This is a genomic window from Streptomyces niveus, from assembly GCF_001723055.1.
Lineage (GTDB): Bacteria > Actinomycetota > Actinomycetes > Streptomycetales > Streptomycetaceae > Streptomyces > Streptomyces niveus.
The window spans coordinates 1-15,587 of sequence record NZ_MDCR01000112.1 but is presented as its reverse complement, the minus strand read 5'-3'; the positions used below and the strand labels follow the sequence as shown (position 1 = coordinate 15,587).

General features: G+C 72.1%; 14 protein-coding genes and 1 pseudogene. 4 read left to right on the top strand and 11 right to left on the bottom strand.

The features are described from left to right. Positions 1 to 93 precede the first annotated feature (93 nt). The 6 genes from BHU15_RS14900 to BHU15_RS14875 all read right to left on the bottom strand — a co-directional run bounded on the left by BHU15_RS14900 (position 94) and on the right by BHU15_RS14875 (position 8,146). Positions 94 to 1,203, bottom strand: coding sequence for a glycoside hydrolase family protein (locus BHU15_RS14900; RefSeq protein WP_069627630.1), 1,110 nt, complete (start codon positions 1,201 to 1,203; stop codon positions 94 to 96). 28 nt (positions 1,204 to 1,231) lie between these two features. Continuing rightward, positions 1,232 to 2,512: a TRAP transporter large permease gene (locus BHU15_RS14895; RefSeq protein ID WP_069627629.1), complete on the bottom strand. Its 1,281-nt coding sequence runs from the start codon at positions 2,510 to 2,512 to the stop codon at positions 1,232 to 1,234. 4 nt (positions 2,513 to 2,516) lie between these two features. After that, the gene (locus tag BHU15_RS14890; protein ID WP_069627628.1) at positions 2,517 to 3,140 is read right to left on the bottom strand and encodes a hypothetical protein; all 624 of its coding nucleotides are present in this window, start codon (positions 3,138 to 3,140) and stop codon (positions 2,517 to 2,519) included. Further along, positions 3,137 to 5,266, bottom strand: a complete 2,130-nt coding sequence (locus tag BHU15_RS14885; RefSeq protein WP_069627627.1) for a hydantoinase/oxoprolinase family protein — start codon at positions 5,264 to 5,266, stop codon at positions 3,137 to 3,139. The genes BHU15_RS14890 and BHU15_RS14885 overlap by 4 nt, the downstream gene beginning before the upstream one ends. A gap of 109 nt (positions 5,267 to 5,375) precedes the next feature. Next, positions 5,376 to 6,989 carry an FAD-dependent oxidoreductase gene (locus BHU15_RS14880; RefSeq protein ID WP_069627626.1) on the bottom strand — a complete coding sequence of 538 codons (1,614 nt, stop codon included), beginning with the start codon at positions 6,987 to 6,989 and terminating at the stop codon, positions 5,376 to 5,378. 56 nt (positions 6,990 to 7,045) lie between these two features. Continuing rightward, complete coding sequence (locus BHU15_RS14875) at positions 7,046 to 8,146, bottom strand: LacI family DNA-binding transcriptional regulator (RefSeq protein ID WP_069627625.1); 1,101 nt, start codon at positions 8,144 to 8,146, stop codon at positions 7,046 to 7,048. A gap of 173 nt (positions 8,147 to 8,319) precedes the next feature. Here BHU15_RS14875 and BHU15_RS14870 point away from each other — a divergent pair, with 173 nt between their 5' ends. Continuing rightward, positions 8,320 to 9,291, top strand: a complete 972-nt coding sequence (locus tag BHU15_RS14870; RefSeq protein ID WP_069627624.1) for an acetylxylan esterase — start codon at positions 8,320 to 8,322, stop codon at positions 9,289 to 9,291. 14 nt (positions 9,292 to 9,305) lie between these two features. Here the strand turns inward: BHU15_RS14870 and BHU15_RS14865 are convergent, their stop codons facing one another. The 4 genes from BHU15_RS14865 to BHU15_RS14850 all read right to left on the bottom strand — a co-directional run bounded on the left by BHU15_RS14865 (position 9,306) and on the right by BHU15_RS14850 (position 13,065). Next, a complete protein-coding gene (locus BHU15_RS14865; RefSeq protein WP_069627623.1) occupies positions 9,306 to 10,268 on the bottom strand; it encodes an ABC transporter substrate-binding protein in 963 nt (320 codons plus the stop codon). Beyond that, positions 10,265 to 10,939, bottom strand: coding sequence for an ABC transporter permease (locus BHU15_RS14860; RefSeq protein WP_069627633.1), 675 nt, complete (start codon positions 10,937 to 10,939; stop codon positions 10,265 to 10,267). Before BHU15_RS14860 ends, BHU15_RS14865 begins: the two co-directional genes overlap by 4 nt. After that, the gene (locus BHU15_RS14855) at positions 10,936 to 11,625 is read right to left on the bottom strand and encodes an ABC transporter permease (RefSeq protein ID WP_069627622.1); all 690 of its coding nucleotides are present in this window, start codon (positions 11,623 to 11,625) and stop codon (positions 10,936 to 10,938) included. The genes BHU15_RS14860 and BHU15_RS14855 overlap by 4 nt, the downstream gene beginning before the upstream one ends. 111 nt (positions 11,626 to 11,736) lie before the next feature. Next, the gene (locus tag BHU15_RS14850; protein ID WP_069627621.1) at positions 11,737 to 13,065 is read right to left on the bottom strand and encodes an aminotransferase-like domain-containing protein; all 1,329 of its coding nucleotides are present in this window, start codon (positions 13,063 to 13,065) and stop codon (positions 11,737 to 11,739) included. A 162-nt stretch (positions 13,066 to 13,227) separates the two neighbouring features. Here BHU15_RS14850 and BHU15_RS14845 point away from each other — a divergent pair, with 162 nt between their 5' ends. From BHU15_RS14845 to cynS, 3 genes are all read left to right on the top strand, one after another. Then, positions 13,228 to 14,139, top strand: coding sequence for an alpha/beta fold hydrolase (locus BHU15_RS14845; protein ID WP_079128147.1), 912 nt, complete (start codon positions 13,228 to 13,230; stop codon positions 14,137 to 14,139). Beyond that, positions 14,136 to 14,600 carry a hypothetical protein gene (locus tag BHU15_RS14840; protein ID WP_218028062.1) on the top strand — a complete coding sequence of 155 codons (465 nt, stop codon included), beginning with the start codon at positions 14,136 to 14,138 and terminating at the stop codon, positions 14,598 to 14,600. Before BHU15_RS14845 ends, BHU15_RS14840 begins: the two co-directional genes overlap by 4 nt. A 123-nt stretch (positions 14,601 to 14,723) precedes the next feature. After that, positions 14,724 to 15,167, top strand: coding sequence for a cyanase (gene cynS, locus BHU15_RS14835; RefSeq protein WP_069627631.1), 444 nt, complete (start codon positions 14,724 to 14,726; stop codon positions 15,165 to 15,167). Between the two features lie 83 nt (positions 15,168 to 15,250). Here the strand turns inward: cynS and BHU15_RS40120 are convergent. Then, positions 15,251 to 15,587 (bottom strand): annotated as a pseudogene (locus BHU15_RS40120) (ROK family protein); the annotation flags it as partial.

Below are 15,587 nucleotides of genomic sequence, written 5' to 3'. Positions count from 1 at the left end.
GCGCGATCGCGGTCGCGCGCGGCTGACCCACCCGCCGGCCGGGTGCCGGGCCGCGTCACCTCGCGGCCCGGCCCCCGGCCGGCACCGGCTCGCCTACGCGTCGGACACCGAGTCGAACTCGACCTCGTCGCGCGCGACCGCGATCGCGCCCTGGAGCCGTTCGCCCGCCTCGTAGACCATGTACGGCACCCCCTTGTCGGTGCCGAAGCTCGGCGCGGCGCTGCGTCCGTTGTCCGGCGCGCCGTTGGCCGAGTCGTAGAACACACCGAGATGGTTGCGGCGGCCGAAGTCGTTGCCGACCTCGGTGATCAGCATGTTGCCGCCGTGTTCCTTGTCGGTGTTGTAGACGACGTACGTGCTGCCGTCGCGGCTGAGCAGGTGCGGGCCGCCGACGTTGTTCGCGCCGACGTCGGAGTGGCGCACGAGCGGCGTCTGGGAGAACGTCCAGTTCCGGCCGTCCGCCGACCAGCCCCAGGCGATGTCACGGTGGTTGGACTGGTTGTTGAGCATGAAGAGCATCACGTAGTGCGCGCCGCGCGAGGGCAGTTCATGCGCGAAGACGCGGGCGTAGGAGGTCTCGGTGCTGCCCGCGGGCATCATCGCGGTGGTGAGCACCACCTTGTCGTACGTGAAGGTGATGCCGTCCTTGGAGCGGGCGAGGCGCGTCGTGCCGTTCTCGCCGTGGAAGTAGAGCCACAGCTCCTTGAGGTCCGCCCGCCACAGGACGTGCGGCGAGGCGACGTGGCTGACCTTGTAGTGCGGCTGCCAGTTGTTGGAGACGATCGGGTTGGCCGTGTACTCGGTGAACGGCCCCTCCAGCGAGTCGCCGTAGGCCAGGCAGATGCCGCCGGGCGCGTCGTGCGGTCCGTAGTAGAGGTAGTAACGGCCCAGCGGGTTGGCCAGCTTGTCGTAGACGCCCCGGATGCACGGGAAGATGATCTCGCCGGTGGGGTTGTACTTGAGCTGGGAGGGCGTCAGCAGGGTCTTGAGGTAACGGTAGTCGGGGAAACCTCCCGGCGCGGCGGCTGCCGCGGCTGCTGCCGGAGTGGCGGCCTGGGCCCCGGCGGTGGCCGCGCTCGCGCCGCCGGCCGTCGCGCCGGTGGCTATCACGCCGGAGGTCACGGCGGCGGTGGCCGCCGCCGCCCGCAGGAAGATCCGGCGGCCGGGGTTCTGCGGCCGGTCGTGCGCGTCGTGCTGTGTCATGTCGTTCTCCGTCCCGGGAGTTGAGAGATCACAGATAGGTGGCGGCGGTGACGCAGAATCCGCCGAGGGCGACGGCCCACACGTACGGCAGGGTCCGCAGCATCACCTGCTGCGGTGTGACCCCCGCGTACTGCGCGCTCCACACGGTCTGGGTGCTGGTCGGGTCCGACACACCGAAGACCTGGTTGTACGAGGTGGCGATGCCCAGCACCGCGACGGCCGGGTAGATGCCGGCGGCGATGAGGACACCGGCGATGCCCGCGCCGAGGCCGAAGACGTTCAGCGGCCCCCGGTAGAGGCAGAGCGGTACGAGCAGGGTGAAGACGATGACGAACAGCACCGGGTTCTGCGGGCTGACCGCCTTGATCAGCGGCTCCAGCGCCTCCACGGCGCCCGGCAGCTTGACCGCCGCGAGCAGGATGCCGATCGCGATGAACAGCACGATCGGCGCCGCCGCGATCTCGAAGCCGCCGTACAGGGTGCGCAGCAGCCGCTTGTTCATCTCGCCCGGCCGGGTGGTGGTGACCAGCGCGTACAGGACACCGGCCAGCATCGACGGCAGGATCGCGACGTCGAGACCGAGGGCGAGGACGAGCGGTACGAGCGGCGTGAGCAGCGCGTACCACGGGGCGTCACCGAGCTGCTTGCGGCGCGAAGTGGGCTTCGCGGACGCGGACTTGAGCGACCACGCGTGTTCGACGCCGCGCCGCCGGGTCTCGATGAGGACGAACAGGATCGCGGCGGCCAGCGCGAACGGGAACAGCTTCAGCATGAAGCCGCGCACGGTGTCGACGGGCAGTTCCAGCGCGGTGGAGAAGAACTGCCAGATGGGCAGCTCGAAGGGCATACCGGCGGCTATGCCCATCAGGATGGTGCCGGCCGCGGTGACCTTGGGGATGCCGACGGCGACCATGGCGGGGATGCCGATGATGCCGGCGAGCATCGCGGCGGGCGCCGAGCCCGTGACCGTACCGACGAGGGTCGAGACGGCGAGGACTCCGAGGGCGACCACGACGGGGCGGTCGCCGCCGAATTCGACGATCTTGCGGACGAGGGTGCCCGCGATACCGGTCTCGTCGAGGAGCTTGCCGAGCCAGGAGCCCAGCAGGATCGCGATCATCGTGGCGGCGAGCGCGGGGGCGCCCTCCTGGATGACCGTGTCCAGGACGCTGTTCTCGCCGGTCAGCGGGGCGCCCGCGAGGAAGGCGATGGCGACGGCCAGGATGACGAGGGCGAAGGCGGTGGGCAGCTTGCGGGTGAGCATCGCGGCGACACCGGCCGCCATGACAAGAAGGATGACGACGCCCATGGCGTTACTTCTTTCTTCCGTGCGAGGAGCGTTGCCGCGCGTCGGCGGCGGTGGCCAGGGCGGCCGTCAGCAGGAGCGGGCTGCGGCCGAGACCGCAGACCGTGCGGGCGTGGGCGTGGGCGGCGATCTCGTCGGCGCCGGCGACATGGCCGTACAGACGCCTGCGTCCCACGCGCAGCACGACATGGTCCAGGGAGCGCTTCAGGGCCGTCTTCGCCGGTCCGTGGTGGAGCTGCTCGTGCACGGTCTCGTGGGCGATCGCCGCGGCCCGCGGGGACCCGGCCGGATACCAGTGCCGCCAGCCGAGTCGGTCGATCAGCTCCTCCGCGAGGTCCAGGGTGTCGGTGAACAGCTCGACGGTCGGGACCGGCCGGGAGGTGTAGCGGGCCAGCAGTCCCCGGTCCAGGCCGCCGTCGCTCTCCATGACGCGCGCCGTGCACGCGACGGGGGCGAGGGCCGCGCCGAACTCGTCGGCGGTACGGACCCATTGACGCAGACGGGCCGGGTCGCGGCTCTCGTGCGTGGGGGTGTTGGCGAGCAGCCGTACGCCGAACTCGACGTCGTCGGTCGCCTCCAGTTCCTCGATCGCCGCGCGCGCGGTCCGGTCGAGCAGGGCGGTGGCGCTCATGAGCGCACCTCCAGGACGGCGACGACGGGTTCGTCGGCAGCGCGTGCGCGCAGTTCGCTGCGGGCGAGCGCCAGCAGCGGCTGCGGGTCGAGTACGCCGGAGAGGTCGGCGATCCGGGAGCCGATGAGCAGCCGCAGCGCGGGGGCGCGGACGCCGCCGTCGCCGTACGAGGTGGCCTCCTTCACCAGTCCGGCGAGCACCTCGGGCGCGCGGCCGACGGTGGTGGACTCGACGCGGGCGTCCGGCGCGTGGAGCCGTACGACCCCGTCGGCGTCGACGACGCGCACCGGGTGGCGGTCGGCGCGGAACCGGCGGTGGACGTCGGTGCCGTACACGGTGTGCGCGGGGGTGCCCGCCAGTACGCGTACCGACGCCGGGTCGGACTTGAGGCTGTCGGCGGCGGCGCGCAGCCGTTCGGCGTCGTCGGCCCGGTGGGCGCGGTCCTGCGTACGCAGCTCGGTGGCGCCGGTCGCGACGGCCCGCACGGTGCTGGTCTGCGGGTCGACGGTGACCTCCACCTCGACGCCGTCGGCGGCGGCGCCCTGGGCGACGACGGCGGCCTCGGCCTCGGCGCGTACGGCGAGGATCTGTTCCTGGCCGGCGCCGGGGATGATGCGTTCGACCTGTTCGCGGATGAGGGCGAGGGCGACGCCGATGGGGCTGATGACCTCGTTGTGGCGGGCGATCCTGCCCTCCTGGCCGGTGACGGCCGCGAGGTGCGGGGTGACGGAGGCGGCGCCTCCGCCGCCGCCGACGAGCACGGCGGTGTCCTTGTCCAGGCGGTAGTCGCGGATCATCGCGTCGACCACGGTCTTGACCTGGTCGGTGCCCGCGTCCAGGAGCTGGGCCGCGGCCGTCGCGACGTCCGTGCCGAGGGCGGCGGCCAGCGGGGCTATCGCGGCCCGCGCGACGGCCGGGTCACAGTGGGCGAAATCCCCTTCGGGGACCCGGCCCAGGGCGTTGGCCGCGCAGGTCATGGTGATCGCGAAGCGTCCGCCGGCGCCGTCGACGACCGCGTAGTCGGCCGGGTCGTCGTCCATCGGCCGGATCGTGCTGACCTTCGCGTCGCGCAGGTCGTCCAGGGTCGCGTAGCAGGCGTACGGCAGTCCCGCGATGTGCGCGCTGCGCGGTCCCACGCCGGTGACCTTGCCGCCGCCGATACGGACCATCGAGCCGCCGCCGACGCCGACGGTCCTGACGTCGAGCGCCGACAGGTACGACGTCTTGCCGAGGATGGTGGCGTGCCGGACGGCGACCTTGCCGCGCCGTACGACGCTGATGTCGGTGGAGGTGCCGCCGGTCTCCAGGAACAGGCCCTCGCTGACGCGCTCCTGCATGAGCGCGCCGGCGACTCCCGCGGCCGGTCCGGACAGCACGGTCAGCAGCGGCCTGCGCCGCATCTCGTCCAACGACATCACTCCCCCGTCGCAACGCATCACCATCAGCGGCGCGGTGACGCCCGCCTTGGTGATGGAGGCGTCGACGAGGTCGGCGGTGGCGAGCATGCGCGGCAGGATCGCGGCGTTGACGACGGCGGTCCTGGTCCGCTTGTGGAGCCCGTACAGGGAGGTGATCTCGTGCGCGGCGGTCGTCGGCAGTCCGCGCTCCTTCGCCGCCGCGACGACCGTGTCCTCGCCCTCGGGGCGGTCGACACTGAACGGCTGGCTGGCGACGACGACTTGGGCGCCGCCCTGGACGACCGCGTCGACCGCGGCGCGTACGGCGGGCGCGTCGTCCGGGTCGGCGACATGGGCGTAGGCGAGCGGAAGCCGCTTGCCGGGGGTGAGTTCGAGCTTCCGGAAGGCCGCGAGCCTGCGGGTGAATCCGGCGCTCGGACCGGATCCGACGCCGATCAGACCGACCGTGGCGACGTCGCCCTCCAGCAGGGCATTGGTAGCCTGAGTGGTGCCGTGGGCCAGGAAGGCCACGTCCTTCGGGGCGTGTCCGGTCTGCTCCAGCAGGCGGTCGAGAGCTTCGACGATGCCGTGGGCGACACCGTCCTCGTGGTGGTGGCTGGTGGGGACCTTGACCTGTCCCAGCAGTCGCAGGGTCGTGGCGTCTACGGCCACGGCGTCGGTGAAGGTTCCGCCCACGTCGATGCCGACGCGGATGCGGTGGGTGTTCATGGCTTGGGCACCTCCTTGTGCACAGTTGGTACGGCGCGGGCGGTAGGCCGGGCGGGGCAGGTGGAGCTGCTTCCGCCCGGCTGTTCTGCCGCCGTTCTGCTCGATGTCGTCAGTAGCCGCGTACGTCGGGCCAGTGGCGCTGCACTCCTTCGCGGTCGAGCAGCCGGGCGAATCGGTCGAACCGCTTGTCCTCGGCCTGGACCTGGCGCGGTTCGACGCCCTCGGCGACACAGTGCGCGGCCAGTGCGCCCGCGACCTCGCCGATGTTCCATTCCACCGGGTGGAGCCGGTAGCAGCCGTTGGTGATGTGCGTGGTGCCGATGTTCTTTCCGGCGGGCAGCAGATTGCGGACCCGGCGCGGGATCAGCGCGCCGAGCGGGATCTCGAAGGGCACCGAGCCGATGTCGATGTAGTTGTCGCCGCCCGTCGAGGGGTGCAGGTCGATGCGGTAGTTGCCGACGCCCACGGAGTCCCGGTAGCGGGTGCCGCCGTACGGGCCGACGATGTCGATCGCGACGTCGTGCTCGGTGACGGTGGTGACGGCCTTGATACGGCGTGACTCCCGTACGTACGGCGCCTTGGCGAGCCCGTCGTCCGTCCCCGTGACGTCGGGGCGCAGCCGCAGTCCGGGGAATCCCGTGCCGCCGTCGGCGCGCGGCGCCTCGGTCTGGAGCCAGTACAGGACGGACAGCGACAACTGCCGTGCCTCGGCGAGCGCGGCGGCCGACGTCTCCTCGCCGGCGCCGATCAGGGGCTTGAGCCAGTAGTCGTTGAGCGGCCAGTTGACGAGAGTGATGTCGGAGTCGAAAGCGCCGGGCCGGTGCAGCTTGCGGGCGAGGATCCGGCGGAAGCCGAACAGCTCCTTGTCGCCCGCGTCGGCGGACTGGTCGGCGGTGACGTCGAGCGGGTCGAGATCCGGGTTGGGCACGAAGGTGCGCGGTACGGCCTCCAAGGTGCGGGGGTCGGGCGCGAGGAAGCCGAGCAGCGGTCCGGGCCAGAAGTCCGGCTGGTAGGTGCGCCAGAAGTCGTAGTCGGCCGGCCGCTCGATGGTGTGGTCCTCGCCCTCGTGGTGGGAGAGCGCGAAACAGACCGTGATGCCCTGCTGGTTGAGGGGCTGTGCCTCCTCGGGGGCGTGCGGCTCGTCGAACTCGGCGCGTGCCTCGGCGCCTGTGGCGTGCTCGACCCCGGCGAGTTCGAGCAGCTCACCGGTCTCGGTCGCGTCGATGACGTAACGGGCGCCGATGGTACGGCGGTTGCCGTTCTTCAGGTCGGTGAGCGTGACGGATCGTACGGTGTCGTCCTCGCCCGTCTCGGCGGCCACCGGGCGGTGTTCGGTCAGCAGCGTGAGCCGGCCCGACGAGCGGTGCGGCGCGAGCATCGCGTCCAGGACGGCGAGGGCGACGCGCGGCTCGTGGCAGAGCTTGCTGACGCGGCCCGCGCCCGGGTTGAGATCGGTGAGGGCCAGGGCCTCGGAGCGCAGCGGGTACCACTGGCGGTAGTGGTCCCTGATGGACTCGCGCAGGGTGCGGTACGAGGCGGTGGTGCCGAACTGCTCGACCCATGGGTGCTCGTCCGGCGGGACGGCCTGGGAGGTGAGCTGGCCACCGATCCAGTCCGTCTCCTCGGTGAGGACGACGGTGCGTCCCGCCCGGCAGGCGGCGAGCGCGGCGGCGACGCCGCCGAGCCCGGAGCCCACGATGAGGATGTCGGGTGCGGATGTCACGGGTCTCCTTGAGGTGCTGTGTGGTGCCTGGTGCTGGTGTGCTGTGTGCGATGGGGTCAGAGGTGGATGGGTGGTGCTCCCGCCGTCGTACCGGGCCGGAAAGCGCAGGCCACCAGGGGTTCCGTGGCCTGCTCCCCTGCCACCAGCGCGGCGAGCATCCGCACGGCGGCGGCGCCCAACTGCGGGCGGGGGATGTCGAACCCGGTGGGTGTCGGTCCGTCGGAGAGGTCCGGCGGCGGGCTGCCGAGGAGGGCGAGCGAGGCGTCGCGCGGGCAGTCGATGCCGACGAAGTGCGCGGCGCCGTGCAGGGCGCGCCAGGCGTCGCCGGTGTCGGTCTCCTCGGCGACGAACGCGGTGACGCCGTCGTCGAGCCAGCCGCGCAGCCGCTCGGCGGTGAGGTCGTGCTCCGGGTCGGCGGAGCGGAAGACGGCGGCGGGGCCGCCGGGCAGTCCGGCTTCCGCAAGGCCCTTGAGGAAGCCGTGTTCACGGTCGGTCGACGCGGGGGCCTCGTCGTCCTCCCGTACGAGCACGATCCGCCGGTGGCCGAGTCCGGCGAGGTGGCTGACGACCTCCTTGCTGGCGCTGACGTAGTCGGCGCCGACCCAGGCAAGTCCCTCCAGCTCGTCCCTGCGGCCGAGGTGGACGACGGGGAAGCCGTCGGCGACCAGGCGGAGCAGTTCGTCGGCGGGTGCGTGGCGGCCGAGGAAGAGGCAGCCGTCGGCGAGCCGTACACGGTTCAGCGCGTGCGGTCCGGCGGCCCCCGCGCCGCCGGTGCTGGAGCCGGTGAAGAGCACCAGGTCGTAACCGCGCGCCGCCGCCTCCTGCTCCACACCGACGAGGAAGGGGTAGTAGGAGTGCTGCACGTCGGTGGGGAAGGTGGAGGTGAAGCTGAAGACCCCGAGCAGGTTGTTGCGCGCGGCGGCCAGCCGGCTGGCGGCCGGATCGGGGACGTAGCCGAGGCTGCGTACCGCGTCGAGCACCTTGCGCCGGGTCTCCTCGGAGATCGTGGCGCCCTGCTTCCGCGCCCCGAGCACCAGCGAGACCGTGGCCTGCGAGACCCCCGCGAGCCTGGCGACCTCGGCCTGGCGTGGCCGCGAGGTCCGGCCCGTGGGCGCGGGGCTGCGGCCGGGCCGGGCCCGCTTCCTGGGTTCCTCCACCGTGTTCCTCCGGATCGTTAATGCGTATTAGTAATGCGCATTAACGAGTACTGTGGACCTCCGGAACGCGGGGGTCAAGGGATCGGTCAAGAGTTCTTCCGGCCTCTTCTTCGGCGAGGAGCCGCGCCGTACGGTGTGGTCGTCCGCCCGCTGAACACGAGGTGATCCCACACATGTCCCTGTTCGATCTGCCCCTCGACGAGCTTCGGAACTACCGCAGCCGGTCCGTGGAACCCGACGATTTCGACGCCTTCTGGGCGACGACCCTCGCCGAGAGCCGCACCCACGACCTGGGCGCCCGGTTCGAGCCCGTCGCGACGGGGCTGTCGACCGTGGAGGCGTACGACGTGACCTTCGCCGGCTTCGGCGGTCACCCGGTCAAGGGCTGGTTCGTCCTGCCGGCGGGGACCCGTGAACCGCTGCCCGTGGTGGTCGAGTTCGTCGGTTACGGCGGCGGGCGCGGGCTGCCGCACTCCCGGCTGCTGTGGCCGTCGGCGGGCTTCGCGTACTTCGTGATGGACACCCGGGGGCAGGGCGCCGGGTGGGGCGGCAGCGACACCCCGGACCCGGTGGGCAGCGCGTCGTCGTTCCCCGGCTTTCTGACCCGGGGCATCGAGGACCCGCACGAGTTCTACTACCGCCGGGTCTTCACCGACGCGGTCCGCGCGGTGGAGGCCGCCCGTTCCCATCCGCTGGTCGACGCCTCCCGCACGGCCGCGATAGGGCGCAGCCAGGGCGGCGGGATCACGCTGGCGGTGGCCGGTCTGGTGCCGGACCTGGTGGCGATAGCGCCCGATGTGCCGTTCCTCTGCGACTTCCCTCGGGCGACGACGCTCACGGACCGGCATCCCTACCGGGAGGTGGGCAGCTATCTGCACACCTACCGCCGCCGGGGCGAGCAGGTCCGGCGGACGCTCAGCTACTTCGACGGGGTGCACTTCGCGGCGCGCGGCCGGGCCCCCGCGCTGTTCTCGGCCGCTCTGGAGGACCAGACGTGCCCGCCGTCGACGGTCTTCGCGGCGTTCAACGCCTATCCGCACGAGGACCGGACGATCGAGGTGTACGAGTTCAACGGCCATGAGGGCGGTGAGGCCTACCAGGAGGAGGCCCAACTGGGCTGGCTGCCGGCGCGCCTGACGGCCTGACGGGCGGGCACGCGTCACCCGGCGGGGATCAGCTCCTTGCTCCTCAGATAGTTCTTCGCGACGTCCTGCGGAAGCCGTCGCCAGCTGTCGACCTGTTCGTTCAGCGACGTCAGATCCTCGGTGGTCAGCACGGTGTTGAGCTGGTCGAGCGCGTTCCGTACGCGCGCGCCGCCCGCCCGGGACCGGTTGACGACGGGCACGATGTGGTCGGCGTTCTGGAGGCGCTTGTCGTCGGCGAGGATGACGAGGCCGAACCGGTCGAGCGTGCCGTCGGTGGTCGTGGTGACGAGCATCTGGTCCTGCCCGTTCTGCACGGCCCGCTTGGACGGTGTGGTGCCGAGGCCCTTGGGGTCGATCCCGGTGAGCCGAATGCCGTACGCCTTCTTCAACCCCGGTGCGCAGTAGGCGCGTTGGGCACACTCGTCGCCTGCCGCCAGCCGTACGGGCAGCTTGGCGCGCCCGAGGTCGGTCAGTGTTCTGAGCCGGTGCTTCCTCGCGTACGCGGCGGTGACGGCGTACGCGTTCTGGTCGACGGCGCGGCCCGGGTCCAGTACGTCGAGCCCGCGCTTCGCCGCCAGTTCGCGCAGCGCCTTCATGGTGGCCGCCAGGTCCGGCGAGCCGACGGTCCCGGCCTCGGCGCCGGCCGCCTTGGCGTTCAGCCAGTCGGCGAAGGTCGCCGCGTACTCCGGCACGACGTCGATCTGGCCGGACTCCAGGGCGGGTTCGTACAGCTCGCGGTTGGTGACGGAGAGGATCCGGGTGCGGTAACCGGCCCGGCCGAGGAGGAGCGCGTACATCTGGGCCAGCAGATCGCTCTCGGTGAAGCCGGCCGAGCCGATGGTCAGATTCCTGCTGTCGCCGGGCGACGCGGTGACCGCGCCCTGTTTCTCCAGGGAGGGCCCGGTGGAGCAGGCGGCGGCCGTCGGCGCGAGGAGTACGACGACGAGCGGGACCACCGTCCTGCGGCGCGGCCTCATCCGGTGTCGCCTCTCACCCAGCGCGGTGCCAGCCGTCGCACCACCTCGAAGAGCGCTTCGACCAGCAGCGCGAACACCGCGACGAGGACGGCGCCCGCGACGACCATCGGCGTGGACGCCAGGTTGAAGCCGGCGGTGATGATCCTGCCGAGCCCGCCGCCTCCCACCAGTGCGGCGATCGTCGCCGTTGCCACGAGTTGGACGGCCGCGATCCGTACGCCGGTGAGGATCAGCGGCGCCGCGAGGGGCAGTTCGACCCGCGTCAGCAGTTGATGGCCCGTCATACCCATGCCCCGGGCGGCGCGTACGACGTCGGCGTCCACGCCCCGTATCCCGACGTAGGCGTTGGTGAGCAGCGGCGGCATCGCGAAGAGGACGAGCGCGATGATCGTCGGCCAGTCGCCGTACGGTCCGATCGGGGTGAGGAGCAGCAGGACCAGGACGGCGAAGGTGGGGATGGCCCGGCCGACGTTGGAGATGTTGACGGCCAGCGCGCCGCCCTTGCCGAGATGGCCCAGGACGAGCGCGACGGGCAGGGCGAGGGCGCAGCTGATGAGCAGGCAGACGGCGGTGAGGAAGAGGTGTTCGCCGAGGCGGTTCCCGATGCCGTCGGCGCCGGACCAGTGGGAGCCGCTGGTGAGCCAGGACCAGGCGTCGGTGAGGGTGTTCACGCGCTCCGCTCCCGGGGCCGTCTCGTCCATGGGGTGAGCACCCGCTGGATCGCGAGGAGCAGCAGGTCGGCGACGATCGCGATGATCACGCAGAGGACGGACGCGGTGAGCACCTGCGCCTTGAAGAAGGTGTTCATCCCGGCGTAGATGAGATTGCCGAGTCCGCCGTGGCCGACGATCGCACCGATGGTGACGAGGGAGACGGCCGAGACGGTGGCGATGCGCAGGCCGGCCATCGACGCGGGCAGTGCCAGCGGCAGCTCGACCGTCAGGAGCAGTCTGATGGGGCCGTATCCCATGCCGCGCGCCGCCTGCCGGGTCTCCTCGGGGACGGCGCGCAGCCCGGCCAGGATGTTCCGTACGAGCAGGGTGAGCGAGTAGAGGACGAGCCCGGCGACGACGAGCGAGGCGGACAGCCCGTACACCGGCAGCAGCAGCGAGAACATCGCGAGCGACGGGATCGTGTAGAGGACGGTGGTGATGCCGAGCACCGGTCCGGACGCCCAGCGCCGGCGCCGGGCCGCGAGGGCGAGCGGCACGGCGAGGACGAGTGCGATGAGGACGGAGACGACGGTCAGCTGGAGATGCTGGACGACCGCGTCCCAGAGGATGTGCCGGCGGCCGGTGAGATAGGCGCCGCAGATCCAGTCGTTGCGCGCGAGGCAGTCGTCGGGGGGTGCGGTCACCCGCCCATTCCAGCGCTGATCCGGGCCGGTCGCGCGTGGGACTGGCCCGTACGGGATCGCGCCACGGACCGGCCCGTACGGGATCGGCGCCACCGACGGCCCGCCCCGGCGTCACTCGGGCGCGGCGTCCTCCGGTGTGCCGCGCGCCAGGCCCGCGAGGAGGTCCAGGGCGTCGGTCAGCGTGCGGTGGGAGGGGGTGCCCAGGGCCAGCCGGACCGCGTTGGGGGCGCGCCCGGTGCCCACGGTGAACGCGGCGCCGGGCGCGATGGCGATCCCGAGGCGGGCGGCGGCCGCGACGAACGTCTCGGCGCGCCAGTGGTCGGGCAGCTCCCACCAGCAGTGGTAGCCGCCGGGGTCGGCGCGCACGGTGAAGCCGGCCAGGCTCTCGGCCCTGATGCGCTGGCGCCGGGCCGCGTCGGCGCGCTTGGCCCGGCCGATCGTGTCGGCGGTGCCGTCGGTCGTCCACCGGGTCGCGGCGTCGAGGGCGAACCGGGACGTCGCCCAGGCTCCCGAGCGCAGCGCCGAGGCCAGGCGCTGTTCGAGACCAGGGGGCGCCACCGCGTATCCGAGGGTCAGTCCGGGGGCGAGCCGCTTGGACATGCTGTCCAGGACGATGGTGCGTTCGGGGGCGAGGGTCGCGAGGGGCGGCACGTCGTCGCGGAGGAATCCGTAGATGGCGTCCTCGATGACGTACAGGTCCAACGCCCGGACCGTATCGACGAGTTGGGCCCTGCGGTGCGGCGGGATCGTCATGCCGAGCGGGTTGTGGAGCGTGGGTTGCAGATAGACGGCCCGCAGCGGCGGGGCGTCGGCCAGGGCCTCCGGCAGGAGTCCGTGCTCGTCCATGGCGAGCGGGACGAGGGTGATCCCGAGGTGGGCGGCGATGCCTTTGACGACGGGGTAGGTGAACTCCTCGACGCCGAGCCGTTCCCCGGCCGGGACGCACGCGGAAAGCGCCGCCGCGATGGCCTGGCGGCCGTTGCCGGCGAAGAGGATCCGCTCGGGTTCCGGGGTCCAGTCGGCGCGTGCGAGGAGGGACGCGGCGGCCTCGCGGGCGGCGGGTGATCCGGCTCCGGCGAGGGGCTGGAGGCTCGCCGCGAGTACGTCGGGGCGGCCCAGGCGCGCCATGGCGGGGGCGAGCAACTCGGCCTGTTCCGGCAGTACGGGGAAGTTGACCTCCAGGTCGACCCTGGCGTCGGCGGGCTCCATGAGCATCGGCTGGGGTCCGGGCGGCGCGGCGCGTACGAAGGTTCCCCGGCCGACCTCGCCGACGGCCAGTCCACGCCGGATCAGCTCGCCGTAGACCCTGGCGGCCGTGGAGTTGGCGATGTTACGGCTCCGGGCGAACGGCCGCTGGGGCGGCAGCCGCTCCCCGGGGCGCAGCCGTCCGGCCCGGATGTCGGCCGCGAGTTGGTCGGCGATCAGCCGGTAGTCCTCCACGGGGCTCCCTCATCTCGCCGCTCGTGGCAGCGCGTCGCATGCGGTCGATCCAGCATTGCACCGAGATCAATTGCAATATTGCATCGAGATACTGCACCACATAGCATCGAGAGCGCAAGTGGGAGACGGCACGGAGTCGAGCACCGGACGAGGGACGCGGACATGAGCACCACGACGCTTTACGACATCACGGTCACCTACGACGACGCGGGCGGAACGGGCTCCACGGACGGGGAGGGGGACGGCGGCGAGGTGCTGGTCCTCGTGCACGGCCACCCGTTCGACCGCTCCATGTGGCGGCCCCAGATCGAGACGTTCGCCGGCCCCGAACGGCGGGTGATCGCCGCCGATCTGCGCGGTTACGGCGGGAGCACCGTCATCCCCGGCACGACGACGCTCACCACCTTCGCGTGGGACATCGCGGCACTGCTCGACCGGCTGGGCGTCGACCGTGTCGTGCTGGGCGGGCTCTCCATGGGCGGCCAGATCGTGCTGGAGTTCTACCGGCTCTTCCCGGAGCGGGTCCGGGCCCTGGTGCTGGCCGACACCTTCGCCGCCGCCGAGACGGAGGCGGGCCGGGCGGCCCGTAACGCGATGGCCGACCGGCTGCTGCGCGAGGGGATGGGGCCGTACGCGGACGAGGTGCTGACGAAGATGGTGACGCCGCACAACGCCGAGGCGCTGCCGGCGGTGGCCGGGCACGTACGGGACATGATGCGCGGCGCACCGCCCGAGGGCGCGGCGGCGGCGCTGCGCGGCCGGGCCGAACGGCCCGACTACGTCGGCATGCTGGGGAGGGTGGCGGTCCCCGCGCTCGTCGTGGTCGGCAGCGAGGACACGTACACGCCGGTCGCCGACGCGCGCGTGATGAGCGAGGGGATACCCGACGCGACGCTCGCGGTCATCGAGGGGGCCGGGCATCTGCCCAACCTGGAGCGGCGGGCGGAGTTCGACGCGGCGCTCGGCGCGTTCCTCGACTCCCTGCCGCCCATTACCTCTCGGGTAATCGACCGGAGCGGCACCTTCGAGAACCATCGGGGAGGTCAAGTCGCTTCCCCGAGGAGGAACCCATGAGTTCGTCGGATTCGTTCGGTGTCCCCGCCCCGTCGCTGACGGCCACACCCGCCGGTCCCGGCGCGGTGGGCGGCGACACGGGCCTGTTGCGCCTGGCGCTGCGGCTCGACGCCGTCGCCACCGGGGCGGTGGGGGCCGCCGCGCTGATCTGCTGCGCCCTGCTGGACTCGCTGCTGGGTCTGCCCGTCGCGTTCCTCGCCGGGATCGGCGCGTTCCTGGTGGTGTACGCGCTCTTCGTGGCCTGGGTCAGCTCCGCGCGGGCGCCGCGCCGTGCGGCGGTGTGGACGGTGGTCGGCAGCAACCTGGCGTGGTTCGCGCTCAGCGCCGTGACGGCCGCCGCGGGGTGGCTGGACCCGACCGGTCTGGGCACGGCGATGATCGTGTTCCAGGCGGTGGCGGTGCTGGGCTTCGCCGATCTCCAGCTCTACGGGCTGCGCAAGGCGCGCAAGTCCCTGTCCTGAACGGCCGTTTCCGTACGTCTCCGCGTCGTTGTCGTCGCGGAGACGTACCGTACCCGTCCGGGTCGCTCTCTCCTATGCTTTGGCCGCGTGCTACCAGGCCGCAGTCCGGGATTGGAGATGCACATGCTCAGCAAGCAGGAGGCCGCCGAGGCCGTCCGTCAGGCCAAGGTGAAGACCGGGGTCACCTGGGCCCAACTCGCCGAGGCGGTGGGCAGACCGCTCGCCTGGACCACGGCCGCGCTGCTCGGCCAGCACCCGATGGGCAAGGACGAGGCCGCGACCGCCGCCGCGCTCCTGGAACTCGGGGACGACGCCGCTCTCGCGTTCCGACTCCAGCCGACGCGCGGGGCGTTGGACGCCGCCGTGCCGGTGGATCCGACGATCTACCGGCTGTACGAGGTCGTCCAGGTCTACGGTCCGACGATCAAGGAACTGATCCACGAGCAGTGCGGCGACGGCATCATGAGCGCCATCAACTTCCGGCTCGACGTCCAGCGCGTACCGGACCCGGCCGGTGACCGTGTGGTCATCACGATGGACGGCAAGTACCTCCCGTACCAGTGGTGACGGGAGGTGGGTGACGACGGGCGAGTCCGCGTCACCTGCCACAGCGACGGGGTCAGGGCGCGACCCCGACGCGGTCGGAGCACTCATCTCCCGGGGATCCGCCCCAGTACGTACGCCTGAATGGCCGTCACCGCCGCTCCGCGTGCCCACACGCCGAAGTCCACGGGCCGTACGTCGAGCGAGACGGCCGACGCGCGCGGATCCCGGTCGTACGCCAGGCCCTCGCGCAGCGCGTCCCGGGCGACCTCCGCCAGCCGGGAACCCTCGCCGGTCAGGACGATCTCCGTGGTCAGGGTGAGATTCGCGACGGCGGCGACCAGACGTCCCAGTGCCCGGCCGGAGGCCAGGACCAGCGGTCCGGCCACCGGGTCCCCGGAGGCCGCCAGATCGAGGCACTCGTCGTAACCGACGTCGCGCCGC

Bases quoted from the DNA above. Each gene is read 5' to 3' on its own strand.
- cynS (WP_069627631.1), top strand. From the start codon at position 14,724: ATGCTCAGCAAGCAGGAGGCCGCCGAGGCCGTCCGTCAGGCCAAGGTG.
- BHU15_RS14870 (WP_069627624.1), top strand. From the start codon at position 8,320: ATGTCCCTGTTCGATCTGCCCCTCGACGAGCTTCGGAACTACCGCAGC.
- BHU15_RS14840 (WP_218028062.1), top strand. From the start codon at position 14,136: ATGAGTTCGTCGGATTCGTTCGGTGTCCCCGCCCCGTCGCTGACGGCC.
- BHU15_RS14845 (WP_079128147.1), top strand. From the start codon at position 13,228: ATGAGCACCACGACGCTTTACGACATCACGGTCACCTACGACGACGCG.
- BHU15_RS14890 (WP_069627628.1), bottom strand. From the start codon at position 3,140: ATGAGCGCCACCGCCCTGCTCGACCGGACCGCGCGCGCGGCGATCGAG.
- BHU15_RS14885 (WP_069627627.1), bottom strand. From the start codon at position 5,266: ATGAACACCCACCGCATCCGCGTCGGCATCGACGTGGGCGGAACCTTC.
- BHU15_RS14900 (WP_069627630.1), bottom strand. From the start codon at position 1,203: ATGACACAGCACGACGCGCACGACCGGCCGCAGAACCCCGGCCGCCGG.
- BHU15_RS14895 (WP_069627629.1), bottom strand. From the start codon at position 2,512: ATGGGCGTCGTCATCCTTCTTGTCATGGCGGCCGGTGTCGCCGCGATG.
- BHU15_RS14865 (WP_069627623.1), bottom strand. From the start codon at position 10,268: ATGAGGCCGCGCCGCAGGACGGTGGTCCCGCTCGTCGTCGTACTCCTC.